The organism is Aquamicrobium terrae (assembly GCF_040545735.1).
GTDB classification, from domain to species: Bacteria; Pseudomonadota; Alphaproteobacteria; order Rhizobiales; family Rhizobiaceae; genus Mesorhizobium; species Mesorhizobium terrae_A.
In genome coordinates this window covers 64,104-85,803 of record NZ_JBEPML010000007.1, presented here as the reverse complement: position 1 = coordinate 85,803, position 21,700 = coordinate 64,104, and the positions used below count along the sequence as shown (strand labels likewise).

Here is a 21,700-nt window from a genome sequence, read left to right as displayed (position 1 = left end):
CGCTCCTTTTGATAGCCTACCAGTTTTCACCGAACGGTCGAGCTTCCATCTCGAACGTCCATGCCGAACGGTCCTGCTGCGCCAGCCACAACACGTTCTTCGCCAGTGCCTCAGGCTTGACGAAGAAGCTGTCCGGCTTGTCCGGCATGTTCTTGCGCGATCTGGGCAGGTCGACCACGCCATCGATGATGACTAACGCGACATGGATGCCGGACGGCCACAGATGCCGCGCCAGACCCTCGGCCAGGCTGCGCTGCGCCGCCTTGGCCGGCGCAAACGCGACGGTGCGCGCATTGCCGCGCCGTGATGCGGTCGCGCCAACGATCAGGATGTTGCCACCCCCGCGTTGTTTCATGCCCGCAAGCACCTGCTGCGTCGCAACAAAGAGACCCAACGCATTTACCTGCCAATTTCGCTCGAAATCCTGGGCACTTGCCTCTTCGATCGTGGCCCAGGTTCCTGGTCCCGCATTATAGATCAAGGTATCTGTGTCACCCAGCTCGGTCTTGATCTGCGTGAAGGCAGCGGCGACGGAATCGGGGACACTGGCATCGCATACGATCGCCACCGCATCGCCCAATTCCTTGGCCAGCGGCCCGGTATGGTCGAGGCTTCTGGCAAGAAGCGCCACGGCATAGCCCGCCGCCGAAAACTGGCGGGCCAGCGCGGTGCCGTTGCCGGGACCAACGCCGATGATGGCGGCTATCGGTTTGGTGGTGCTCATCGATATCTCCCGTTCATGAGGTTGCGTCCGACAATTCCTGGCTTGCCTCGCTCACTTGGCGCGGGAATCCCGCAGGTCAAGACAGGGCCCGCCGGGATAATCCCGCATAAATTTGTCGTCCTATGGCTTTGACAATAGGGGGGTCCTGATGTGTTCGAAATCGACCGCCAGGTGGTCGGCGATCCTCCGCAAGTTTGTGTTGAAGTGTCCGACATAGACACCGTCGAAGCGTATGAGCGTCGTGAACAAACGGATGTCGGCCTCAGTGAGCTGATCTTCGATCAACCCGTTCCGCCCGGAAAGACGTTCTTCCAGCCAGTCCAGAATTTGGAACAGGCCTCGTCATAGGCTGCTTGTGTCGTTGCGAAACCCTGCTTTGTACACTCCGTTATTGAGCGTGTCGCAGACGCGCTCCGTTGGGTTGCAGAGATATAGGACGTGGCAGAACTATCCTAATAGCCTATATATATCGATACAATGTATCGATCGGAGAGATGGATGATAGAAGCGATTACCCTCGACCAGATGCGCACCCTGGTCGCAGCCGTCGATGAAGGCAGCTTCTCGGCGGCAGGTCGCAAGATCGGCCGGGCGCAATCCGTCGTCAGCCAGACGATCGCCGGTCTTGAGACCCAGCTCAAGTTGAGGCTGTTCAACCGCGAAGGGCGCTACCCGGTACCGACCGAGGCCGGCAGGGTTCTGGCCCAGGAAGGGCGGACAGTGTTGCGACAAGCGGGCCAGTTCAGGGCCCGCGCCCGGGATCTTGCGAGTGGAATCGAGCCGGAGGTGTCGATCGCAATTGACGAGATGTTCCCGGTTGAAATCCTGACTGCGGCAATCGCCGATTTTTCGGCCAATTTCCCGGACACGCTGCTCAGGGTCCAGGTCGAAGGTCTCGGGGCGGTGATCCAACCCGTGCTCGACAAGCGGTGCTCGATTGCGGTCGCCGCCGCAGCCCAGCTCTTTTCGCCGGAACTGGAGACGACCTTGCTTCTGTCCACCAGGCTGACGCTCGTGGCTTCACCCGGCCACCCGCTGGCGATGACGTCCGCTCCGATCTCGATGAGACAATTGTCGGGGCATGTTCAACTCGTCCTGGCAGACAAGTCCGAGCTCTCTCAGGGACAGCAGTTCGGGGTAATCGCATCAAAGGTCTGGCGGCTCACGGACCTGGGAATGAAGCACGCTTTTCTGAAGGCGGGTCTGGGCTGGGGCAGCATGCCCTTGCCAATGGTCCGGGCCGACCTGGCCAATGGCAATCTCATCGAGCTTGATACCGAACGCGGTGTCTGGGAAGAAGGAGACCAGATCAGGATGTCTGCCCTACATCGCCGCGATTTTCCGCCCGGGCCGGCAGGGCGATGGTTGATCGCAAACTTGCGCGATCAGGCGATGAAATCCTCGCTGTCGAACTGACCAGGAGCCAGAACAAGGCCGACGGCACAAGGACATTGTTTGCGGCTGCCGCCCGACGCCGAACATAGCTTCATAGGCCGCACCGAAAGCAAGCCGCCCTCCTCTGCCGGACCGCGATTTGGCGACGATCTTGTATTGCTTTGTTTCTGTACCTAGATCGGCGGCGAACAAGAAAGATGATCTGCAAGCTCGCGATGAGTGCGGCAATAGCTCCCGCTCGCCACCGGCTTCCGTGTCGCAGCGCGATCAGAAAGGCCGCCGGATGAAACTTTCCCCGGAAACGCTCGACGATGACGCCGCGCGTCCCAAAGCGCCCGCGCTTCCTCAGCTGACACCTTCTCAACAACAGGCGGCCAGAAGGCTCTCGCTGATCCATGCGATGCATCTACGCGACGTCGATGCGGTAGCGGGATTGATGGAAGATATCCGCAACGCGGTTGCCGACCCTTCCAGTCTCGCTCCAGCTCTCGCCAAGCTGCCTCTGACGCGCAACATGGAACGTTTCGGTACGCTGTGCGGCAGCCAATGCCGTGCCTTGCAGGGGCATCACGACATCGAAGAGGCGTACATATTCCCGGAACTGGCTCACCGCGGTGACGAACGGGTCCGACCGCTCCTTGATCGGTTGCATGCTGAGCACGAGGTGATTCACACGCTGATCGACGATTTGCGGCGAGAGGCCGCACATCTGGCGAAAACGGGGGATCCCTTTGTCTTCGGAAGATGTGTTTCCGCATTTAAGCTCCTCGACAAGGCAATCCGCTCGCACTTTGGCTATGAGGATTCCGAACTAGTGCCTGCGCTTGGCGCCTATGACGTTCCAGTCTGACGGCACCACGTTTCGACGGGAATGTTTCAGTTTGGCCGGGGAATCTGGCTGTCCTATGTCGGGCGGCGGTCCTTCCCTGATGGGCAGACCATGTCGGCGCCATCCACTCGCGATCTTCGGCGGCCTATGCACGAGCGAAACAACGAGCCTGTCGCCCGTGTGCATGCCGCAGAGGTCGATCGGCCCCGGCCCGAAAGCAGGACAAATCCTGAATGTCGCCAGTGAGGTTAAATGGACAGCGTCTACGAACCAGCTTTGCGGTCCCGTCAAAAGCTTTCATGACATTGCCGCCTCCTCGATTAACCAGTTGATGAAAGAGCCCACCTCGGCAGTCTCCCGTTTTGCTTCCGGGCAGATACAATAATAATTGTGTAGAGCGGGTACGCTGAGTTGCAGCGGTTGGACCAGTCGGCCTTCGTCAAGATCGCGGGCGGAAACAACTTCATCGCTGAGCGCGACACCGAAACCATCACGTGCGGCCTGAAGGACGATGCCGAAGTCGTCGAAATAGACGTCCGCTTCGCCGGCATAGGCAATGCCCGCCTCCGCCTGCCAGCGACGCCATTGCGATCCGTCGTCCTCATGAAGCAGCCGATGATAGGCGAGGTCGGAGGGCTGGCGGATGGCCTGCGGTCCACGCAGGAGCTGCGGGCTGCAAACCGGCGTCATGTGGATGCCGTGCAGCAGGCGCCACCAGAAACCCGGCCACGGCGGTGTCCCATAGACAATCGCAACATCGGTCTTGCGCCAGTCGACGCCGGGAAAGTGGCTCGATGTGACGACTTTCAACTGGAAATTCGGGCTGTCGGCCATGAAGGTGAAAAGCCGGGTGGCGAGCCACGCGACGCCGTGCACTTGGGGGATGGAAATGGTCAGGGTCCGCCTGCTCGCTTCACCATATCTTTGCGCCGAAACCTGGCGGACGCCGGTCTGGATCGCATCCATCGCGCTTGCCACCGAGCGCTGGAGCTGGCTCCCGCTCCGGGTCAGGGCCAGTTGGCGGCCGCGCTTTTGGAACAGGTCGACCCCGAGCGCCGCCTGTAATGCGCGAATCTGCTGGCTGACGGCGCCCGGCGTTACGTGCAGCTCGGCCGCCGCCGCGCTGACATTGCCGAGCCGCGCGACGCTTTCGAAGACGCGAAATGCATGAAGGGGAGGCAGCGCCATCGACTTCTTTCCTCGGTCGGGGGCTTGACGGTCAGGCATTCTGGTCGCGTCCGGGGCGCAATTGCTTGATCACGCGATCGGCGAGCGCGCGCAGAACCGGATCGTCCGCCCGGTCCACAGGACAGACGATGTAATATTCGCGCGCGGCGTTGATCGTCGTCGAGAACGGCTGGATGAGCCGGCCTTCGCTCAGAAAGTTCCGCGTCAGTACGTCCGAGACCAGCGCCACACCGCGGCCTTGGACGGCAGACGCGATCGCCTGCGCCACCGAGTTCACCCGCACCCGCGTGTTGCCCTCCAAGCCGATCCGCGCGGCGATGGACCACTTGGCCCATTCGCCGCCGTCGTCCTCGTGCAGGAGGGCGACCGAACTCAGTTTCCTGTCGCGGTTGCGCAGGTCGAGGCGGGGAAACAGCGTCGGCGAGCAAACGGCGCAGAGCCTGACTTCGCTGAGCGAACGCCAATATTTTCCGGTAAACGGCGGGTTGTCGTAGACGATGGCGAGGTCGTTCTTGTCCCAGTCCACATCCGCGGCGGTGATTGCCTCGTTGATCGTCAAGCTGGTAATGCCGTTCAACTGGGCGAAATCGACGATCGCTGCGGTCAGCCAGGCAATGCCTAGCGCGGTCGGCACGGAGACCGATAGTGCGGCGGGCTGGTCGCCAACGGTGATTCTTCGCGAGGCGCGCGTCGCCGTGTCGAGTTGGCCGAGCGATATGGCAACAGCCTGCGAAAAATCCTTACCCGCCTGGGTCAGCGCAACATTCCTGCCCGCTTTCTGAAACAGCACGATACCCGTCGCTTCGCTGAGCTTCTTCAATTGCAGGGAAATCGCGCTGGGGCTGAGGTTCAGTTCCTCGGCCGCATGCCGGACCCCTCCGAGACGTGCCGTTGCCTCGAAGGCCGGCAGATATTGCAGGTATGGGGCAAGGCGGCTCATCGGAGGGGTCGACCAATAGTTTGATATAATAGAACGATATCGGCGATTATAAATTGATTTTTCCAAACTGTTAAGGGTGCTATTCCAAGGACACAGAGGAGAATGCTCATGATCTCGGCAAAACCATTCGACTATCCCTATGATGGCAATCTGGAAGTGCGGAAGACTGCGCTCGTCGTCATCGATCTGCAGGAGGATTTCCTCTCGACGACGGGTTACTTCGCGCGCCAGGGCTATGATCCCGCACCGCTCCGCGCGATCCTTCCAGCGGTCAACCAGCTCATCGCGGCCTGCCGGGATGCGGGCATCCTGATCATCCATACGCGGCAGGGCTATCGCGCCGATCTCGCCGACATGACCCCTTACGAAAAATGGCGCCGGCAGCGCTCCGGCCTCGACGAAACCACGGCTCTGCTGCGGTCCAGCCCCGGCTTCCAGATCGTCTCCGAACTCGACGTGCGCCCGGAAGACGTCATCATAGACAAGACCTGCAACAGCGCCTTCACCTATACGGATTTCGAGCATGTTCTTCGCGCGCAGGGGATCACGCATCTCCTGTTTACGGGCTGCACCACGGATGTCTGCGTGCACACGACACTCCGGGAAGCCTGTGACCGGAACTTCCAGTGCCTGACGATTTCTGACGCCTGCGCCAGCGGCGACCAGTACGCCCACGAGGCGGCGCTTCACATGGTCACTGTCGAGAATGGCATTTTTGGAGCCCTTACCGATACAGCAGCAGCCGTCGCTGGCCTGAAGAAGCTCGGAAAAGCTGCGAAATGAGCGAAGTGCGCGCGAACCAGAAATACCTGTCGCTGATGCGCCTGACACAGAAGGGGCTTGCCGAACTCACCGATAGCGCAAAGCGCCGGAAGGTCAGCGAGGACCGCGTGGCAGCACTCGGCGGTCGTTCGATCGCCTTCTATGCGCTGCTTGGCCCCTACGATTTCGCGCAGGTTTTCGAAATGCCGAGCAATGAGGCGATGATGCAATACGTCCTTACCGCGCGTCGCGACGGACATGTGGAGCCTCTCATCCTGCCGGCCTTCGACACCAAGATATACGGCCAGATCCTTGATGTGGTGAGCTAGCAAAACAGTTTAGTTTTTCTGAGATTTCCTAGAGAAAACATTTAGCTTGTTTGAAAAGGCCGCTCGTATACGACTTCTAAAAACTTCGATCCAAGAAGCTAAAAAAGGGAACATGACAATGGGGACCACGATATCGGGTGTAAAACCGTCTCTTCTGGCAGGCGCCGTGCTTGCCTTGCTCTTCGGCGCCGGCAACGGCCTTGCCGCCGACGAAAAGCCTGATTTCGTATCGGGGGGTGTCTTGAAGGTCTGCACCGGCGGCGAGTTTCCGCCGATGGAGTACTACGAAAATCCGGGCGATAAGGACCTCATCGGCTTTGAAATCGACGTCATGAACGCGATCGCCAAGCGCTGGGGCGTAGAGGCCGAATATGTCATCGGCGACTTCAAGGGGCTGCTGCCCTCGCTCGATTCGAAGCGTTGCGATCTCGTTGCAAGCGGCATCCTGATCACGCCCGCCCGCCTCGAAAAATACGATGGCATCCCCTATTTCAGCTCTCATGTCGTGATGGTCACCGCGGCGAAAGATACGGAGACGAAGGTCCCCGCCGACGTCAGCGGCAAGATCATGGCGATCGAGGCCGGCACGTCTTATGAGAAGATGGCCGCCGACCTGAATGCGGAGCTTGAAGCGGAAGGCAAGGCCCCGACCCAAGTGCAGACCTATCCCTCCGCCTCCGGGGTAATCGAGCAGATTCTGGTGGGTCGCGCGACGGCGACCATCACGCAGGATACAACGGCCGCCTATCGCATGCTCCAGATTCCGGGTCGCCTGGCCATACCCTACACCTACGATCAGAGTGAAAACTACGGCATCTATCTGCGAAAGAGCGACAGCGACCGCCAGCTGCTGAAAGAGGCGATCCAGGCCCTCCAGGCAAGCGGCGAGATGAAGGCATTTCTTCAGAAATGGAACCTGCCGGAGACGGCGACCGACGTTTCCCACGACGTCAACTGACGACAGGACGGTTCATCGTTGTTCCAACTCGACCTCTTCCTGCACGCGATTTTCAGCGCCCCCCTCTTCAAGGGGGCGCTCCTGACAATCGGCCTTTCCCTCTGTGTGATGGCCGTGTCTCTGGTGCTCGGCATGGGGCTCGGCTCCATGGCGGGTTCCCCCCGACCGGCGCTCCGGTGGCTGGTGACGCTCTATGTCTGGTTATTCCGCGGTGCCCCGGCCCTGCTCGTGTTGCTCTTCGTCTGGAATGGCCTGCCGCAGATCTCGGAGATTTTTCGCGCCGGCTGGTTCACACCCTTCGTCGCGGCATTCCTGGCGCTGTCTCTCATCCAGATCGCTTACCTGGCGGAAATCCTGCGCAGCGCCTTTGCCGCCGTCGGCCATGGCCAGCGGGAGGGAGCCGCGGCCCTTGGCATGCATCGTTGGCAGATCTTTCTGGTCATCACCATGCCGCAGGCGCTCCGGATCGCGGTTCCCGCGCTGATGAACGAATTCATCTCGCTCCTGAAGACCACGTCGCTTGCAACCGTGATCTCACTCAAGGAGCTGATGACCGTCTCGCAGTTCGCCATCGCGACAAGCTTCCGCTTCCTCGAATGGTATGGCGCCGCCCTCGTCTACTATCTCGTCATCGTCTCGGTGCTGACACTCGCGCAGAACCGTATCGAGCATGTGCTTTCACGCGGCTACCGCTAATCCCTTCCTTCTTCCCGAGCTGGATACGGACATGACCCAACCGACCATCGCTCCTGCCCACGAGCCCGCAATCCAGGTGGCGGGCGTCAACAAATGGTATGGCGCTTTCCAGGTGCTGAAGGACATCGATCTTACGGTGAACAAGGGCGAGCGCATCGTGATCTGCGGCCCATCCGGCTCCGGAAAGTCGACGCTCATCCGCTGCATGAACCGCCTCGAGGTGCATCAGGAAGGTTCGATCATCGTCAATGGCATCGAGCTCACCAACCAGCTCAAGCGCATCGACCGCGTTCGAAGCGATGTCGGCATGGTCTTCCAGCACTTCAACCTGTTCCCACATCTGACGGTCCTGGAAAACTGCACGGTGGCCCAGCGCTGGGTGCGCAAGCTGCCGAAGAAGGAGGCGACCCAGATCGCCATGCGATATCTGGAGCGCGTCCATATTCCGGAGAAGGCGGACAAATATCCCGGCCAGCTCTCCGGCGGCCAGCAGCAGCGCGTCGCCATCGCCCGGGCGCTGTGCATGAACCCGAGCATCATGCTGTTTGACGAACCGACCTCGGCGCTCGATCCCGAAATGGTCAAGGAGGTGCTGGACACGATGATCTCTCTCGCGTCCGACGGCATGACGATGGTCTGCGTCACGCACGAGATGAATTTCGCGCGCGAGGTGGCGAGCGAGGTGGTCTTCATGGATGGCGGCCAAGTCATCGAGCGCAACACGCCCGACATCCTGTTCTCCGCGCCAGTGCACGAGCGCACGAAACGCTTCCTCGGCAAACTTCTGCATTGAGGAAGGAGAGGGTGAGCGATACGGACTGGTTTTCGAAGGAGATGCTCTCGGAGGGGCTGACCCGGCTTTACGAGCCGCATGTACACAGCTTTTTCCGGGCCAACATGTTTCACATCGTCGGTCGGGACGCCGACCTCGTCATCGACTTCGGCATGGGTTTCTGCAGCCTCGAGCGCGCGTTGAACATTCCGGCCGGCAAGCCCGTCTTGGCGGTCGCAACCCATGCCCATATCGACCATGTCGGTTCGTTCCATGAGTTCGAGAACCGGCTGGGACACGAAGCCGAAGCCGCTGCCTTCGCGCACATGCACGACGCCGACACGCTGGCCCCCTATTTTCGCACGCAACCGGGCGCCCTCGCGCAGGTGCCGTCTCCGGGCGCGAGGCCGGAGACCTATACGATTTCGCCCGCGCCGCTGACCACGACCCTCAGGGAAAACGACATCATCGACATCGGCGAGGTCCGTTACACGGTGTTACACCTTCCCGGCCACTCCCCCGGTTCCATCGGCCTTCTCGATGAGAAGGCGGGCACGTTTTTCAGCGGCGACGCGATCTATGAGGGGAAGCTCGTGGACGACCTGCCGGGCTGTGACATCGAGATCTATAAGGCGACCATGGAGCGCCTGCTGCACCTCGAAGTTCATGTGACTCATGGCGGTCATGGGGTTAGCTTTGGAGAGCCGCGCCTAAGGGAACTCGCTCAGGCCTACCTTTGCTCCAAAAGTACGCAGGAGTCCTAGTGCTGCCGATATTCTAACGCTTATGGCGCACCCGACAGGATTCGAACCTGTGACCTTCGCCTTCGGAGGGCGACACTCTATCCAGCTGAGCTACGGGTGCATAGCAAGGCGTGCAACCTCTTAGACGATCCGCAGGCGTCCATCAACGGCAGAGATTGCGAAAGCGGCGTTTATCCCTATCCAGCAAGTGGCCGAACGCACAAATTCCCCGACAAGCCCCGCCCCGCTCGTCATTTCCGTCCCGCAAGGCCCGCTCCACGAGCGGCGGTCAGGCGGCGCGTTCGGCGATCGCGGTTCCGGCGGCCCAGCCCGACGACCATGCCCACTGGAAATTGTAGCCGCCCAGCCAGCCGGTCACGTCCACCACCTCGCCGATGAAGTAGAGCCCGGCTACCGCCCTCGCCTCCATGGTGCGCGAATCGAGGCCGCCCGTGTCGACACCGCCCAGCGTCACTTCGGCGGTTCGATAACCCTCGGTTCCAATGGGGTGAAGCTCCCAACCGTGCAGCGTGGCGGCGATCGTCGCGAGCTTCCTGTCGGTCGCCTCGCCGAGCGTGCCCGACCAGCCCTGCACCTGGGCGAGACGGGCCGCCAGCCGCTTCGGCAGGATTTCGCCGAGCGCCGTCGAAATGCTCCTGCGGCCATTCTCGCGCTTGGCCGCGCACAGCAGCGCGAACATGTCGGTGGGGGGCAGCAGCGCGATCCGGATCGGCTGCGTCTCGCGCCAATAGGAGGAAATCTGCAGGATCGCCGGGCCGGACAGGCCGCGATGGGTGAACAGCAGCGCCTCCTCGAATGCGGTCTTGCCGCAGGAGACGCGCACGTCCACCGCCACGCCGGCGATCTCGCGAAACCCCGCCAGCACATCCTCGCCGAAGGTGAGCGGCACCAGCGCGGGGCGGGTTTCGGTCACCGCCAGCCCGAACTGCCGGGCAAGCTGATAGCCGAGGCCGGTGGCCCCCATCTTGGGGATCGACTTTCCGCCGCAGGCGACCACGAAGTGGCGGCAATCGACAATCGCCGGGCGCTCGCCGCCCAGCGTGACCGTAAAGCCCGCCTCGCTGCGCTCGATCCTTTCCAGCGTGGTGGAGAGCCGCAACTCGCAGCCGGCGCCCGCCATCTCCTGCAACAGCATGGCGATAATATCCCTGGCCGAGCGGTCGCAGAAGAGCTGCCCCAGGGTCTTTTCGTGATAGGCGATGCCGTGTTTCTCGACCAGCGCAATGAAATGCTGCGCCGTGTAGCGGCCGAGCGCGGATTTGGCGAAATGCGGGTTGCCGGACAGGAAGGTGCGGGCGGTGGCCCCGATATTGGTGAAGTTGCACCGGCCGCCGCCGGAAATGCGGATCTTCTCGCCCGGATTTCGGGCGTGATCGAAGATGAGCACCCGGCCGCCGCGCGCGGCGGCGTGGATGGCGCACATCATGCCCGCGGCGCCCGCCCCGAGAATGACAGTGTCGAATGTTTCACGCCGCATCGAATGCTTCCGCCCGCTTCTCTTTGCGCGCCCGGTAGACGATCCGGGCGCATCCATCAACAGGCGATGCAGCAACGCCCGCAAACCGGTAGGCGGAAATATCGGCGATTGGCCTGAACGCCTTTCCGGCTCTATGAGAGGACGAATGGCCACACTCCACACCCTCGCCGCCGTCGAGAGCGCTCGACAGGACATCAGGAAAAGCCGCTTTCTGGCCATCGCCGGACCTGTGGACTCGGAAGCGGCGGCAAAGGCGTTCATCGCCGCGCACTCCGACGCCTCGGCCAATCACAATTGCTGGGCCTGGCGGGTGGGCCCGGCCTATCGCTTCAGCGACGACGGCGAACCCGGCGGAACCGCCGGAAAACCGATCCTGCAAGCCATAGACGGCCAGTCGCTGGATCGCGTGGCGGTGGTCGTCACCCGCTGGTTCGGCGGGGTGCTTCTGGGCAGCGGCGGGCTGATAAGGGCCTATGGCGGCACGGCCGCCGCCTGCCTGCGGGCGGCGGCCAAGATCCCGCTCATCGAAACGGCCGAGGTGACGATCACCTGCGGCTTTGCCGATCTGGCGCTGGTGGAGGCCCGATTGGCCGGTCTGCCGGCCGCACGCATAACGGCACAGAACTACACCGCCACCGGCGGGGCGTTCACCGTATCGATCCACCGCCCGGAACTCGAAGCCACGCTGGCGATGGTCGCCGACCTCACCAGCGGCCGCGCCACGATTTCCATGCCTCGATGAAGCGCGACGGGGCTTTACAGCCGCGGCCAAATCACGCTCCTTATTCTCGACGGGCCGAGAGAGGTGAGTCGTGAAGATATCGAGCGTGGTCTCCGCCGCCGTGGCGGTGGGGCTGGGTGTGTTTGTGGCCTCCGCGGTGCAGGCCGGCGAGGCAAGCGGACGGATCGCGCCGCACGCCGAGCGCTGGGAAGCACGGATTGGCGGGGGAATATACGACGCGGGGGTCTTCGTGCCGCATGACTTCAACGGCGGCACCCTCAATGGAGAGATCCTGGCGCCGTCACCCGGCTTTCTGGCATGGCTGGGCTCGCCGCGACCCTATGTCGGCGCCGATGTGGCGCTGTCCTCCGACCCCGTGCACTTCCTTTACGCCGGCCTCAACTGGGAAGCCCGGCTGACGGAAGGGCTTTATGTCGGCTTCAGTGCCGGCGGATCGGTCAACACCGGCAGACACATAGGCCCGCGCGACCTCGGATCGAACGTCCTCTTCCATCTTCAGGCCAGCGCGGGCGTGGATGTTACCGAAAGCACCGCGTTTCAGGTCTATTTCAACCATTTCTCGAATGCGGAACTTGCCGGGGCCAATGACGGTTTCGAGAATGCCGGCGCGCGGCTGGTGCTTCGCTTCTGACGGACACGCGGAGCCGGGACAATCGACGCCGGCCGTCCTTGACCTTTCGGGCATTGTGGGTTCAGTTGCGGCCGTTTCGACACCATTTTCCCATGGCAGGCATGAGCTGCGGTTCGGCTGCCGCCTGCCAAGGCGTTCCTCTGAAGGGTCTGCGATGATGAAGACAGTTTCGAGCGCGAAGGCGCATGGCGGCCTCCAGGGTGTCTATGCGCATGCCTCGGAGACATGCGCCTGCGAGATGACCTTCGCGGTGTTCGTGCCGCCGCAGGCCAAGGAGGGGCCGGTGCCGGTGCTGTGGTACCTGTCGGGGCTGACCTGCACCCATGCCAATGTCATGGACAAGGGCGAATACCGGCGCCTGGCGGCCGAGCTCGGCCTGATGATCGTGTGTCCCGACACCAGCCCGCGCGGCGAGGGGATTCCCGACGAGAAGGACAACTGGCAGTTCGGTTCCGGCGCCGGCTTCTATGTCGATGCCACCGAGGCGCCCTATGCGAAGAACTATCGCATGTATTCCTATGTCACCGGGGAGCTGCCGGCGCTGGTCGCCGCCCATTTCCCCGCCGACATGGGCCGGCAGGGCATTTTCGGCCACTCGATGGGGGGCCATGGCGCGCTGACCATCGCGCTGAGGAACCCCGACCGGTTCGCAAGCTGCTCGGCCTTCGCGCCGATCGTCCAGCCGAGCACGGCGGGATGGTCGCGGCCGGCGCTGGAGAAATATCTGGGGCCGGACGAGGCGAGCTGGCGCGGCTGTGACGCCACGCTGCTGATCGCGGACGGCCACCGCTTCCCCGAACTGCTGGTCGACCAGGGCACGGCCGACGGCTTTCTCGACGAAGGCCTGCGCCCGTGGCTGCTGGACGAGGCCTGCCGCGCGGCCGGCATGGAGCTGACGCTGCGCATGCAGGACGGCTACGACCATTCCTACAACTTCATCTCCACCTTCATGGACGACCATCTGAAGTGGCACGCCCAGCGGATGGGGTGAGCCGGCACGGCATATAGCCTGGAGCATCGGAATAATCCGAAAACCGCGTACGCTTTTCGGTCCGATGCTCCAGCTATGGCCGATCGGCCTGCTGCATCCGGCACTCCGGCGGCGGCACGATGCCGATGTCGACGAGATCGATATGGGCCGCGCCGAACATCTTGCGGGCAATGGCCACGATGTCCTGCGCATGGTCGCCCGGCGAGAACTCATCGTCGACGCTCACCTCGATCGACAGTGTAAGGCGCACTTTCTGGTTCATGTCAGCCTGCCTGAAGAGACCATTGCTGGACGTTTCCAGCGCAGCGGGAACGGAGCGCTGCGGCGCGACGGCCGCCTGCGGTCACGTAAATCCAAGGGAGGAGACAACGGCCACCAGAAGCAGCGACATAGCGGCGAGCACAAGCACGTAGTTCATCGGAGTTCCCCTGTTCGGGCCAGTTTTCAAAAACCGGTAGCCGATTGCGGGAACATGGACTTTGCGGCGGCGCAAAGAAAAGTGGCCTGCCGGGCGACTGGCCGATGGACGCCAGTCTGCCCGCCGTCAACATTTGTGGCGGCGGGCAGATAAATTTTCGGGTCGATTTTCAGTTGCCGGCAAGGCTGCCGCTGAACACCGTCGTGGCATCACCCGTTTCGCCGTCGAACTGGACCTTGGCGTAGGAACCAGCGCCCAAATTGGCAGGGACCCCCACATGCAGGGGAACCGAGACGGTGGAACCATCTTCAAGAACGATGGTGCGCGCCTGGCTGTCATAGGACCGGACGGTGCCGCTGATGGTGCTGGCCGCCATGGCGGAGCCCGAAAGCAGGGCGAGCGCGGCAAGCGAAGCGAGAATCCTGGTCATCTTTTCAATCCTTCTAAGCATTTATAATTACAAAGCAATTTCGATCCATTGCTTTGACCCTCCGGATATAGGCGCCTCGAAAGACAGTCAGTAGATGTTCAAGATTGACCAGTCTGTTCACGATAACTGGACGGCAAAAGCGGGCAGGAATTGACGCAGGAAAGAACTTCCCCGCAATGCCCCCTGTACGGCGCGCGCCATCGCGAATGGCTGCCGGGCGCACCAAACCCACAGCGGGCGGAGAAAGACGGAACTTGCAAGGAAACTGGTGCCGCTGAAGGGACTCGAACCCCCGACCCCATCATTACGAATGACGTGCTCTACCAACTGAGCTACAGCGGCCCCGGAGGGCGAACCTCCGAAAGTGCGGGCGTGATACCCGCAAGCCCGGGCAAATTCAAGATGGCCCGCGTAAATTCAGCATGGATTGTCGACGGCGATGCATTCCCGGCCGGATATGGCCGGCAAAGCGGCATGCTGTACGGGAAGGTCCTGTTCGCAGTTCGCCAACAGCGTTGATTGATCGGCTTTCTGCGGGTAACCATCAGCACATCGTAAGCGGCTTTCAAAGGATTCCGGCTTGGACCCGATCGAAAAAGCGATTCGGAACGCCCTGGAAAAAGGCAACGCCGGGGACCGGGCCTTCCGCGAGAAGGTGTACCGTTCGGCCTTCTCCGCGCTCGATCGCGCCTTGCAGGCCAATCCGAACGTAACGGTCGAGACGGCCATCAACCGCCGCAAGGCCATGCAGGCGAAGATCGCGGAGATCGAGGCGGAATTCCTGCCGGCGCCCTCGGCCGCCGGTTCCGCAATGGCGGATGAAGACAGCGTGCCGGCACCAAGCGTGGACGCGCCAGTCCAGGCCGCAGCGGCCGGTCCTGCCCCGCGCGGGCCGCGCAGCGAACCGACGCTCGACACGCCCACCGGTCATACCGATGCGCCTTCCAACGGGCATGTGCTGCCGGAAGTGCCGGACATCATGCCAGATGCGCCGCTGCCGCGCACGGCGGCCGAGCCGCAGCCCGACCGGGCCCCGCGGCGGCGGCGCCCACGCAAGCGCGGCCTCCCCGCCCTGTTCACCGGCCTGACGCTGCTGGTCATCATCGGCCTCGGCGCCTGGTGGCTGCTGCAATCGGGCGCGCTGCGCTCGCCGGAAGAGCGCGGCGAGGTGCCTGTGCCGCCGGCCAGCGTGGAGGACGAGGATTTCTCGCCCTCAGGCTCGACTGCGCCGCTGCAGACCGGGCAGGCGGAATTCTCCGGCGAATGGATCACCGTCTTCACGCCGCTCGACCCGACGACGGTTTCCACGCCCTCGGATGCCAGCGCCGAAGTGATGGAGGACGACAGCGGCTCTTTCCTGCGGGTGCGCTCGGGCGGCTCCGGCTCCGCCGTCTCTTTCGACGTCGGCCAGGGCATACTCGACGAGGTGGCGGGCACGCGGGCGGTCTTCGTGCTGGTGGCCCGCGCCGAGGACGGCAAGGAAACGCAGATATCCATCGACTGCAATTTCGGCGAGCTCGGCGATTGCGGGCGCAAGCGCTACGAGGTCGGGCGCGAGCGCAGCGAATATCTGTTCGACGTGCAGTTGCCCGACAAGCGCGCCGGAGCGGCCGGCACCATCGCCATCAATTCCGATGTCGAGAACCAGGGCAAGGCCATCGACATCTACGAGATCAGGGTTTCGCCCAACCAGTAAGCCGTTGTTTTTACGCCTGTCGGTGTCCCGCAACCGGGCCCCACTTGCGGGCGACATGCGCTAATCCAGAAGCTCCTTCAGCGTCTCGATGCGGTCCGCCTCAGCCGAGGGCTTGTCCCAGCGCAGGCGCGAAATGCGCGGAAACCGCATGGCCACGCCGGACTTGTGGCGTGTCGAACGGTTCAGGCCCTCGAACGCCACCTCCAGCACCAGCCCGCTCTGCCGGTCGGCACGCACGGCGCGCACCGGTCCGAAACGCTCGACCGTGTTGTCGCGCACATATTTATCGATCTGGCGCAGTTCCTCGTCGGTGAAACCGAAATAGGCCTTGCCGACCGGCACCAGTTCCTCCTCGCCCTCCGCACCCGACCAGACGCCGAACGTATAGTCGGAATAGAAGGAGGAGCGCTTGCCGTGGCCGCGCTGGGCATACATCAGCACGGCATCGATAACATGCGGATCGCGCTTCCACTTGAACCACGGCCCCTTGGGCCGCCCGGCGAGATAGGGCGAATCCCACCGCTTCAGCATCACCCCCTCGATGATCGGATGCGGCGGCGCGATGCGAAGATCCTCCAGCGCTTCCCAGCCTTCGAAGGTGACCAGCGGCGAAAGGTCGAAGCGGGCAGGATCGAGCGTGGCGACGATTGCCTCCAGCCGGTCGCGCCGGTGGCGAAAAGGCAGTGCGCGCAAATCCTCCCCGCTCCATTGCAGGAGATCGTAGCAGCGCACGAAGGCCGGATAATTCTGCATGATCTTCGGCGAAACCGTCTTGCGGTTCAGCCGCTGCTGAAGGTCGGAGAACGTGCCGGTGGCGGCGGGCGAGCCGACCAGCAATTCGCCGTCGATGACGGCCTCGAAGTCGATGGCGTCGGCGAGGTCGGGAAAGGCGCGGGACACGTCGTCGCCGGTGCGCGAATAAAGCCGCTGGACGCCGCCTTCGGACGACACCTGCACGCGGATGCCGTCCCATTTCCATTCGGCGGCATAGTCGGCCGGGTCGAGCCTGTGGAGGTCCCCTTCACCCACCGGATTGGCCAGCATGACCGGACGGAACAGGGCGCGCGCGGCGCGTTCGGGCTTGGGCGCGCGCCCTTCCAGCCAGGCGAACAGTTCCGTATAGGGCGGCTCCAGCCCGTGCCACAATTCCTCGATCTCAGCCACGTCCACCGGGCCGAGATCGGCCACGGCCTGCTTGGCGAGACGAGCCGAGATGCCGATGCGCAACCCGCCGGTGACCAGCTTGATGATGGCGAAGCGGGCGGGAATATCGGACTGGTCGAGCAGGCCGGCCAGCACCTTCGGCCCGTCGGAGCGGCTGGCGGCCTGCAATTTGGCGATGACTTCGGAAAGCGTCATGTGATGGGGAGAGGAAGCACCCCCACCCGTGCCCCCTCCCCGCAAGGAGGAGGGGGACGCAGTGCCTGATGCGCTTTCGCTTGGTTGATCCGTATCGGTGACAGACAAGACGGCCGCCGCGCGGGCGTCCTCCCCTCCCCCTTGTGGGGAGGGGTCGGTGGGGGCCATGTCCCGCTCACTCGGCCATACCAGCGAGACGGTCTCGGCCAGATCGCCGACATAGTCGTAGGAATAGCCGAACAGCACCGGATCGATGCGCTCGGTGACCAGCGTGCGCAGCATGGCCGGCTTCACCGCTGCGATGGACAGGTCGCCGGTCATCGCCGCCAGCGCCAGCCCGCGATCCGGGTCCTCCGTCTCGCGGAAATAATCCGTCAGCAGCTTGAGCTTGCCGTTGCGCGACGGCGTCAGCACCAGCCGGTCGAGAAGTTCGGCAAAACGGTTCATCTGCTTGTGAAGGCGCTTGACAGTCCCCGTGCCCGGAAAGAACTATCCGCCCTGTTCAAGGGGTAGGGGCTACAATTCATGAACTTCAAAATACTGTACATCTCGTTGCTGCCATTTGCGGTTGCTGTTCCGTCAGCATCCGCGGCGGATTTTTCGATCGGATTCGACTGGGGAAACATAAAGAAGTGCACCAGTGGAAATCCAAACACCGTTGTGAATCCCAAATTTACGCTGCGAGGCGTGCCTGCAGGGACGGCATCTATTCGCTTCCACATGGTTGATCTTGCCGTGCCGCGCTATCCGCATGGTGGGGGCAAGGTCGCATATAAGGGCGAATCGACCGTAGCACCGGGCGCCTTCAAATATCGCAGCCCATGCCCGCCAAATGGGCGTCATACCTATCAGTGGACGGCGACCGCGCTCGATGCCAAGGGCAAGAAGCTCGGAGAAGCGAAGGCACGCAAGGCCTATCCCTGAAACGTCGGGCATCAGTCCCCCTCGTCCTCATAGCCAACGAGATGCAGCGGGCGGGCACTGATGCCCTGCAATTCGCACCAGCGCACCAGCGCCTCCTCGCGGCCATGCGTGACCCACACCTCGCCGGCGCCGGTCTCGGTGATGGTTTCGCAAAGCTCGTCCCAGTCGCAGTGGTCGGAGATGATCAGCGGCAGTTCGACGCCGCGCTGGCGGGCGCGCTGGCGAATGCGCATCCAGCCCGAGGCGAAGCAGGAGACGGGATCGGGAAAGCGTCGCGCCCAGCGATCGGCGAAGGCCGATGGCGGGCCGATGACCACGGCCCCGGCAAAATCGCCCTTGCGGCCCGCCTCCACCGTCGCCGGCTCCAGCGCGCCGAGGTCGATGCCCTCATTCTGATAATAGGCGCTGAGCCTGGCCAGCGCGCCATGGATATGGATCGGTCGGTCGTAACCCGCCTGCCGCAGCAGCTTCATCACGCGCTGCGCCTTGCCCAGCGCATAGGCGCCGACCAGATGGGTGCGCTCGGGAAACTGCGCCACGGATTTCAACAGCCGGGCGATTTCCTCCTGCGGCGGCGGATGGCGGAAGACGGGCAGCGCGAAGGTCGCCTCGGTGATGAACACGTCGCAGGGCACGAGCTCGAAGGGCGTGCAGGTCGCATCCGGCATGCGCTTGTAATCGCCGGAGGCCACGATGCGCAGGCCCCCCTTCTCCACCGCGATCTGCGCCGAACCCAGCACATGGCCGGCCGGATGGAAGGTGACGGAAACGCCGGCAATATCGATCGTCTCGCCAAAGCCGACCACCTGCGTGGCCCCGGCAAAATCCTCGCCATAGCGCAGCGCCATGATGTCGAGCGTCTGGCGCGTGGCCAGCACCTTGGCATGGCCGGCGCGCGCATGGTCCGAATGGCCGTGGGTGATCAGGGCACGGGCCACCGGCCGCACCGGATCGATGAAGAAATCGCCGGGCGGGCAATAGAGCCCTTCGGGGCGAGGCTGGAGCAGGTCGCTGGCGCGCATGGCTGACAGATAGGTCGTTTCGAAGGCACGGAAAGACGCACTGTGCCTTCGACCTGCCGCCCGCGCAAGCAAATGATCCTGTTTTGTTCTTTTTGCTTGGCGATCCGTCCGGCCCGCGCTACCTGTGGGAGCGTGACAGCGAAGCCCGCGCCATTGCAGGAAACGGCCGTTGCCCACCTGCCCGAGCCGTTCCTGAAATGGTTCGCCGGCAAGGGCTGGATGCCGCGCGCCCATCAGCTCGAGCTGCTCGCCCGCGCGCAGGCCGGGCAATCCACGCTGCTGATCGCGCCCACGGGCGCCGGCAAGACGCTGGCCGGCTTCCTGCCGTCGCTGACCGAACTGGCGGTGCGGCCGAAGCGCAAGCCCGGCCAGGCCCGGCGCGGCATCCACACGCTCTACATCTCGCCGCTCAAGGCGCTGGCGGTGGACATCGAGCGCAATCTCGGCAAGCCGGTCGCGGAAATCGGCCTTTCCATCGACATCGAGACGCGCACCGGCGACACGCCGGCCCACAAGCGCCAGCGCCAGAAACTCGCTCCGCCCGACATATTGCTGACCACGCCCGAGCAGCTTGCCTTGCTGATCGCAAGTGCCGACGCCAGGCGCTTCTTCGAGGATCTGCGCTTCGTGGTCTTCGACGAGTTGCACTCGCTGGTGACCTCGAAGCGCGGCCATCTGCTTTCGCTGGGGCTCGCGCGGCTGCGCGCCATCGTGCCGGGGCTCCAGACCATCGGGCTTTCCGCGACCGTGGCCGAGCCGGACGATCTGCGCCGCTGGCTGGTGTCGCAGAATGCGCCCGACGAGCTGGCCGGGCTTGTCACCGTAGAAGGTGGAGCCAAGCCCGACATCTCCATCCTCGACTCGCAGGAACGGGTGCCATGGGCGGGCCATTCGGCGCGCTACGCCATTCCGGAAATCTACGAGGCGATCCGGCGGCACAGGACGACGCTTTTGTTCGTCAACACCCGCAGCCAGGCGGAAATGCTGTTCCAGGAGCTTTGGCGCGCCAATGAGGATGCGCTGCCCATCGCGCTGCATCACGGCTCGCTCGATGTCGGCCAGCGGCGGCGGGTGGAAAAGGCCATGGCCGACAATGCGCTGCGGGCCATCGTCGCCACCTCGACGCTCGACCTCGGCATCGACTGGGGCGATGTCGATCTCGTCATCCATGTCGGCGCGCCGAAAGGCGCCAGCCGGCTTGCCCAGCGCATCGGCCGCGCCAACCACCGCATGGACGAGCCGTCGAAGGCGATCCTCATCCCCGCCAACCGCTTCGAGGTGCTGGAATGCCGGGCGGCGCTCGACGCCAACTATCTCGGCGCGCAGGATACCCCGCCCTTGCTGGCCGGTGCGCTCGACGTGCTGGCCCAGCATGTGCTTGGCACGGCCTGTGCCGCCCCCTTCGATGCCGATGCGCTTTATGAGGAGGTGCGATCCGCCGCGCCCTATGCGGCGCTCGACCGCGTGACCTTCGACCGCGTGGTCGATTTCGTCGCCACCGGCGGCTATGCGCTGCGGAACTACGAGCGCTATGCCCGCATCCGCAAGACGAAGGAAGGGCTGTGGCGCATCACCCATCCGCGCATCGCCCAGCAATACCGGCTCAATGTCGGCACCATCGTCGAGATGCCGGAACTAAACGTGCGCTATGTGCGCGTGAGCCGTGGACTGGCCGGCCATGGAGGGCGGGTGCTGGGCAAGGTGGAGGAATATTTCGCCGAAACGCTACGGCCCGGCGACAATTTCCTGTTCGCCGGCAAGATCCTGCGCTTCGAAGGCATCCGCGAGAACGAATGCGTGGTGTCGGCCGGCTCCGGCGCCAACATCATCGTGCCGAGCTATGCCGGCGGCAAGTTCCCGCTTTCCACCTATCTGGCCGATCAGGTGCGCGCCATGCTGGCCGATCCGGACAGATGGTCGACGCTGCCCGAACAGGTATCCGACTGGCTGCGGCTGCAAAAGCAGAAATCCATGCTGCCGAAGCGCGGCGATCTGCTGGTCGAGACCTTTCCGCGCGGCGACCGGCACTACATGGTGTGCTATCCGTTCGAGGGGCGGCTGGCGCACCAGACGCTCGGCATGCTGCTGACACGCCGGCTGGAGCGCGCCAACGCCCGCCCGCTCGGCTTCGTCGCCACCGACTATTCGCTGGCCATCTGGGCGCTGGACGACATGGGCGCGCTGTTCAGGGCGAAGAAGCCGTCATTGGCGGAGCTGTTCGACGAGGACATGCTGGGCGACGACCTCGAAGCCTGGCTCAACGACAGCTGGATGCTGAAACGCATGTTCCGCACCTGCGCGGTGATCTCCGGGCTGATCGAGAAGCGCTTTCCGGGGCAGGAAAAGACCGGCAGGCAGGTGACGGTCTCGGCCGACCTGATCTACGATGTGCTGCGCGGCCACGAGCCCGACCATATCCTGCTGCAGGCGACGCGGGCCGATGCCGGCGCCGGCCTGCTCGATGTCAGCAGGCTTGCCGACATGCTCTCGCGCGTGCGCGGGCGAATCGTGCATAAGCCGCTGGAGCAGATTTCGCCGCTGGCCGTGCCGGTCATGCTGGAGATCGGCAAGGAATCGGTCAATGGCGGCGCCAATGAGAGCCTGCTGATGGAGGCGGCCGAACTGGTCGAGGAAGCGATGGGACGCGGATGAA

Annotated in this window: 23 protein-coding genes and 2 tRNA genes; 14 read left to right on the top strand and 11 right to left on the bottom strand. The window is 63.4% G+C overall.

The features are described 5' to 3' along the window. Positions 1 to 16: 16 nt before the first annotated feature. Both ABID37_RS11845 and ABID37_RS11840 read right to left on the bottom strand, forming a co-directional pair. On the bottom strand, positions 17 to 724 hold the full coding sequence (locus ABID37_RS11845) for an SDR family NAD(P)-dependent oxidoreductase (RefSeq protein WP_354194908.1): 708 nt from the start codon (positions 722 to 724) through the stop codon (positions 17 to 19). A 120-nt stretch (positions 725 to 844) separates the two neighbouring features. Beyond that, positions 845 to 1,009: a glutathione S-transferase C-terminal domain-containing protein gene (locus ABID37_RS11840; RefSeq protein WP_354194906.1), complete on the bottom strand. Its 165-nt coding sequence runs from the start codon at positions 1,007 to 1,009 to the stop codon at positions 845 to 847. A 213-nt stretch (positions 1,010 to 1,222) separates the two neighbouring features. On the opposite strand from ABID37_RS11840, the gene ABID37_RS11835 reads away from it, so the two are divergent. After that, a complete protein-coding gene (locus ABID37_RS11835) occupies positions 1,223 to 2,140 on the top strand; it encodes a LysR family transcriptional regulator (protein ID WP_354194904.1) in 918 nt (305 codons plus the stop codon). A 118-nt stretch (positions 2,141 to 2,258) separates the two neighbouring features. Then, positions 2,259 to 2,969: a hemerythrin domain-containing protein gene (locus ABID37_RS11830; protein ID WP_354194902.1), complete on the top strand. Its 711-nt coding sequence runs from the start codon at positions 2,259 to 2,261 to the stop codon at positions 2,967 to 2,969. Between the two features lie 276 nt (positions 2,970 to 3,245). On the opposite strand, the gene ABID37_RS11825 is transcribed toward ABID37_RS11830, so the two are convergent. Continuing rightward, positions 3,246 to 4,136, bottom strand: coding sequence for a LysR substrate-binding domain-containing protein (locus ABID37_RS11825; protein ID WP_354194900.1), 891 nt, complete (start codon positions 4,134 to 4,136; stop codon positions 3,246 to 3,248). A 31-nt stretch (positions 4,137 to 4,167) separates the two neighbouring features. Beyond that, entirely contained in the window at positions 4,168 to 5,076 is a 909-nt protein-coding gene (locus tag ABID37_RS11820) for a LysR substrate-binding domain-containing protein (RefSeq protein ID WP_354194898.1), read from the bottom strand. Positions 5,077 to 5,184: 108 nt separating this feature from the next. Between ABID37_RS11820 and ABID37_RS11815 the strand changes: the two genes are divergently transcribed. From ABID37_RS11815 to ABID37_RS11790, 6 genes are read left to right on the top strand one after another with little or no spacing between them, the layout of a single operon-like run. Beyond that, on the top strand, positions 5,185 to 5,859 hold the full coding sequence (locus tag ABID37_RS11815; protein WP_354194896.1) for a cysteine hydrolase family protein: 675 nt from the start codon (positions 5,185 to 5,187) through the stop codon (positions 5,857 to 5,859). Continuing rightward, positions 5,856 to 6,167: a GYD domain-containing protein gene (locus tag ABID37_RS11810; protein ID WP_354194894.1), complete on the top strand. Its 312-nt coding sequence runs from the start codon at positions 5,856 to 5,858 to the stop codon at positions 6,165 to 6,167. The genes ABID37_RS11815 and ABID37_RS11810 overlap by 4 nt, the downstream gene beginning before the upstream one ends. 46 nt (positions 6,168 to 6,213) lie before the next feature. After that, the gene (locus ABID37_RS11805; protein WP_354194892.1) at positions 6,214 to 7,125 is read left to right on the top strand and encodes a transporter substrate-binding domain-containing protein; all 912 of its coding nucleotides are present in this window, start codon (positions 6,214 to 6,216) and stop codon (positions 7,123 to 7,125) included. An 18-nt stretch (positions 7,126 to 7,143) separates the two neighbouring features. After that, positions 7,144 to 7,821 carry an amino acid ABC transporter permease gene (locus ABID37_RS11800; protein WP_354194890.1) on the top strand — a complete coding sequence of 226 codons (678 nt, stop codon included), beginning with the start codon at positions 7,144 to 7,146 and terminating at the stop codon, positions 7,819 to 7,821. A gap of 31 nt (positions 7,822 to 7,852) precedes the next feature. Further along, the gene (locus ABID37_RS11795) at positions 7,853 to 8,614 is read left to right on the top strand and encodes an amino acid ABC transporter ATP-binding protein (protein ID WP_354194888.1); all 762 of its coding nucleotides are present in this window, start codon (positions 7,853 to 7,855) and stop codon (positions 8,612 to 8,614) included. An 11-nt stretch (positions 8,615 to 8,625) separates the two neighbouring features. Next, positions 8,626 to 9,357: an MBL fold metallo-hydrolase gene (locus tag ABID37_RS11790; RefSeq protein WP_354194886.1), complete on the top strand. Its 732-nt coding sequence runs from the start codon at positions 8,626 to 8,628 to the stop codon at positions 9,355 to 9,357. A 23-nt stretch (positions 9,358 to 9,380) separates the two neighbouring features. Here the strand turns inward: ABID37_RS11790 and ABID37_RS11785 are convergent. Beyond that, a tRNA-Arg gene (locus ABID37_RS11785) sits at positions 9,381 to 9,457 on the bottom strand. A 168-nt stretch (positions 9,458 to 9,625) separates the two neighbouring features. Then, positions 9,626 to 10,834: a BaiN/RdsA family NAD(P)/FAD-dependent oxidoreductase gene (locus ABID37_RS11780; protein ID WP_354194884.1), complete on the bottom strand. Its 1,209-nt coding sequence runs from the start codon at positions 10,832 to 10,834 to the stop codon at positions 9,626 to 9,628. Between the two features lie 145 nt (positions 10,835 to 10,979). Here ABID37_RS11780 and ABID37_RS11775 point away from each other — a divergent pair, with 145 nt between their 5' ends. From ABID37_RS11775 to fghA, 3 genes are all read left to right on the top strand, one after another. Then, positions 10,980 to 11,576 (top strand): IMPACT family protein, encoded by a 597-nt coding sequence (locus ABID37_RS11775; RefSeq protein ID WP_354194882.1) that lies wholly within the window; start codon positions 10,980 to 10,982, stop codon positions 11,574 to 11,576. A 70-nt stretch (positions 11,577 to 11,646) separates the two neighbouring features. Then, on the top strand, positions 11,647 to 12,207 hold the full coding sequence (locus ABID37_RS11770) for an acyloxyacyl hydrolase (RefSeq protein WP_354194880.1): 561 nt from the start codon (positions 11,647 to 11,649) through the stop codon (positions 12,205 to 12,207). Positions 12,208 to 12,364: 157 nt separating this feature from the next. Further along, positions 12,365 to 13,198, top strand: coding sequence for an S-formylglutathione hydrolase (gene fghA, locus ABID37_RS11765; protein WP_354195173.1), 834 nt, complete (start codon positions 12,365 to 12,367; stop codon positions 13,196 to 13,198). 73 nt (positions 13,199 to 13,271) lie between these two features. Here the strand turns inward: fghA and ABID37_RS11760 are convergent, their stop codons facing one another. From ABID37_RS11760 to ABID37_RS11750, 3 genes are all read right to left on the bottom strand, one after another. Next, positions 13,272 to 13,460 carry a hypothetical protein gene (locus ABID37_RS11760; RefSeq protein WP_354194878.1) on the bottom strand — a complete coding sequence of 63 codons (189 nt, stop codon included), beginning with the start codon at positions 13,458 to 13,460 and terminating at the stop codon, positions 13,272 to 13,274. 325 nt (positions 13,461 to 13,785) lie between these two features. After that, positions 13,786 to 14,046, bottom strand: a complete 261-nt coding sequence (locus tag ABID37_RS11755) for a hypothetical protein (RefSeq protein ID WP_354194876.1) — start codon at positions 14,044 to 14,046, stop codon at positions 13,786 to 13,788. 266 nt (positions 14,047 to 14,312) lie between these two features. Beyond that, positions 14,313 to 14,388, bottom strand: a tRNA-Thr gene (locus ABID37_RS11750). Positions 14,389 to 14,626: 238 nt separating this feature from the next. On the opposite strand from ABID37_RS11750, the gene ABID37_RS11745 reads away from it, so the two are divergent. Beyond that, on the top strand, positions 14,627 to 15,742 hold the full coding sequence (locus ABID37_RS11745) for a hypothetical protein (protein ID WP_354194874.1): 1,116 nt from the start codon (positions 14,627 to 14,629) through the stop codon (positions 15,740 to 15,742). 60 nt (positions 15,743 to 15,802) lie between these two features. On the opposite strand, the gene ABID37_RS11740 is transcribed toward ABID37_RS11745, so the two are convergent. Then, entirely contained in the window at positions 15,803 to 17,548 is a 1,746-nt protein-coding gene (locus ABID37_RS11740) for a cisplatin damage response ATP-dependent DNA ligase (protein ID WP_354194872.1), read from the bottom strand. A 78-nt stretch (positions 17,549 to 17,626) separates the two neighbouring features. Between ABID37_RS11740 and ABID37_RS11735 the strand changes: the two genes are divergently transcribed. After that, positions 17,627 to 18,025 carry a YbhB/YbcL family Raf kinase inhibitor-like protein gene (locus tag ABID37_RS11735; protein WP_354194870.1) on the top strand — a complete coding sequence of 133 codons (399 nt, stop codon included), beginning with the start codon at positions 17,627 to 17,629 and terminating at the stop codon, positions 18,023 to 18,025. A gap of 11 nt (positions 18,026 to 18,036) precedes the next feature. Here ABID37_RS11735 and ABID37_RS11730 read toward each other — a convergent pair whose 3' ends face one another. Then, positions 18,037 to 19,047, bottom strand: a complete 1,011-nt coding sequence (locus ABID37_RS11730; RefSeq protein WP_354194868.1) for a ligase-associated DNA damage response exonuclease — start codon at positions 19,045 to 19,047, stop codon at positions 18,037 to 18,039. Between the two features lie 219 nt (positions 19,048 to 19,266). Between ABID37_RS11730 and ABID37_RS11725 the strand changes: the two genes are divergently transcribed. Beyond that, entirely contained in the window at positions 19,267 to 21,699 is a 2,433-nt protein-coding gene (locus tag ABID37_RS11725; protein ID WP_354195171.1) for a ligase-associated DNA damage response DEXH box helicase, read from the top strand. The last annotated feature ends 1 nt before the right edge of the window (position 21,700 follow it).

Coding starts and splice junctions, on each gene's coding strand:
- ABID37_RS11845 (WP_354194908.1), bottom strand. CDS start 724: ATGAGCACCACCAAACCGATAGCCGCCATCATCGGCGTTGGTCCCGGC.
- ABID37_RS11835 (WP_354194904.1), top strand. CDS start 1,223: ATGATAGAAGCGATTACCCTCGACCAGATGCGCACCCTGGTCGCAGCC.
- ABID37_RS11825 (WP_354194900.1), bottom strand. CDS start 4,136: ATGGCGCTGCCTCCCCTTCATGCATTTCGCGTCTTCGAAAGCGTCGCG.
- ABID37_RS11820 (WP_354194898.1), bottom strand. CDS start 5,076: ATGAGCCGCCTTGCCCCATACCTGCAATATCTGCCGGCCTTCGAGGCA.
- ABID37_RS11815 (WP_354194896.1), top strand. CDS start 5,185: ATGATCTCGGCAAAACCATTCGACTATCCCTATGATGGCAATCTGGAA.
- ABID37_RS11810 (WP_354194894.1), top strand. CDS start 5,856: ATGAGCGAAGTGCGCGCGAACCAGAAATACCTGTCGCTGATGCGCCTG.
- ABID37_RS11795 (WP_354194888.1), top strand. CDS start 7,853: ATGACCCAACCGACCATCGCTCCTGCCCACGAGCCCGCAATCCAGGTG.
- ABID37_RS11780 (WP_354194884.1), bottom strand. CDS start 10,834: ATGCGGCGTGAAACATTCGACACTGTCATTCTCGGGGCGGGCGCCGCG.
- ABID37_RS11775 (WP_354194882.1), top strand. CDS start 10,980: ATGGCCACACTCCACACCCTCGCCGCCGTCGAGAGCGCTCGACAGGAC.
- fghA (WP_354195173.1), top strand. CDS start 12,365: ATGAAGACAGTTTCGAGCGCGAAGGCGCATGGCGGCCTCCAGGGTGTC.
- ABID37_RS11760 (WP_354194878.1), bottom strand. CDS start 13,460: ATGAACCAGAAAGTGCGCCTTACACTGTCGATCGAGGTGAGCGTCGAC.
- ABID37_RS11755 (WP_354194876.1), bottom strand. CDS start 14,046: ATGACCAGGATTCTCGCTTCGCTTGCCGCGCTCGCCCTGCTTTCGGGC.
- ABID37_RS11740 (WP_354194872.1), bottom strand. CDS start 17,548: ATGAACCGTTTTGCCGAACTTCTCGACCGGCTGGTGCTGACGCCGTCG.
- ABID37_RS11735 (WP_354194870.1), top strand. CDS start 17,627: ATGAACTTCAAAATACTGTACATCTCGTTGCTGCCATTTGCGGTTGCT.
- ABID37_RS11730 (WP_354194868.1), bottom strand. CDS start 19,047: ATGCGCGCCAGCGACCTGCTCCAGCCTCGCCCCGAAGGGCTCTATTGC.
- ABID37_RS11725 (WP_354195171.1), top strand. CDS start 19,267: ATGCCGCGCGCCCATCAGCTCGAGCTGCTCGCCCGCGCGCAGGCCGGG.